This is a genomic window from Nosocomiicoccus sp. HMSC067E10 (assembly GCF_001810835.1).
Taxonomy (GTDB): domain Bacteria; phylum Bacillota; class Bacilli; order Staphylococcales; family Salinicoccaceae; genus Nosocomiicoccus; species Nosocomiicoccus ampullae_A.
Window position 1 is genome coordinate 1 of record NZ_KV802738.1, and the last position, 785, is coordinate 785.

General features: G+C 36.1%; 2 protein-coding genes. Both read left to right on the top strand.

The genetic code is table 11. The annotated features are described in order from the left end of the window. Positions 1-312, top strand: a 312-nt coding sequence (locus HMPREF2767_RS00370; RefSeq protein WP_148128979.1) for a helix-turn-helix domain-containing protein, incomplete at its 5' end; no start/stop codon positions are given. 50 nt (positions 313-362) lie between these two features. Continuing rightward, positions 363-785, top strand: a 423-nt coding sequence (locus tag HMPREF2767_RS00375; protein ID WP_148128980.1) for an IS3 family transposase, incomplete at its 3' end; no start/stop codon positions are given.

Consider the following 785-nt stretch of genomic DNA (forward strand, 5'->3'; position numbering starts at 1 on the left):
AATCAATTGTCCTATAGAGAAACAGCGGAATACTTTGGTATCAAGCATTATCCAACAATCGCTAACTGGAATCGCAAATTACAAGCAGGTGGTCCGGCTGCTCTAGAGGGCAAACAAGGGAGACCAAGAAAGTATATGTCTAAGAAAGAAAATAACCAAAAACAAGTATCGAAGAGTGAACCACTGAATGAAACAGAACGCGAAGAGTTAGAACGTCTAAGAGAAGAACTCAGAATGAAAGAACTGGAAAATATCATTCTAAAAAAGTTAAACGCCTTACCGACAGATCCAACAGACAAAAAACGAAAGTAGCGCTTGAGGTAAGGCAAGAGACAACTTATACGCTGAAGGAAATCCTAACGGTGTTGAAGCTACCAAAGTCTGTATATTACTACTGGATAAAACATATGGATGATCAGGAACAAAAAGATCAATGGCTAGTAGATAAAATTAGAGAGATAGTCTCAAAACATAAAGGTAGATATGGTTACAGAAGAATCAAAGCAATACTCGAAAACAGAGAACAAATTGTGGTGAATCATAAGCGCTTGTTACGTATTATGAAAACCTATAATTTACTGTGTCAAAAATTCAAAAACAAATCGAGAACACGTTACAGTTCATATAAAGGGCAAGTTGGAAAAGTCTCTCCAAATAAGGTAAAGCGTAACTTTAAGCCGAAAACATTTAATCAACTATGGGTGACAGATGTCACAGAGTTTGCGTTACCTATCAAAGGAAAGAAACTATATCTATCAACGATTATGGATTGTTATAACTCTGAA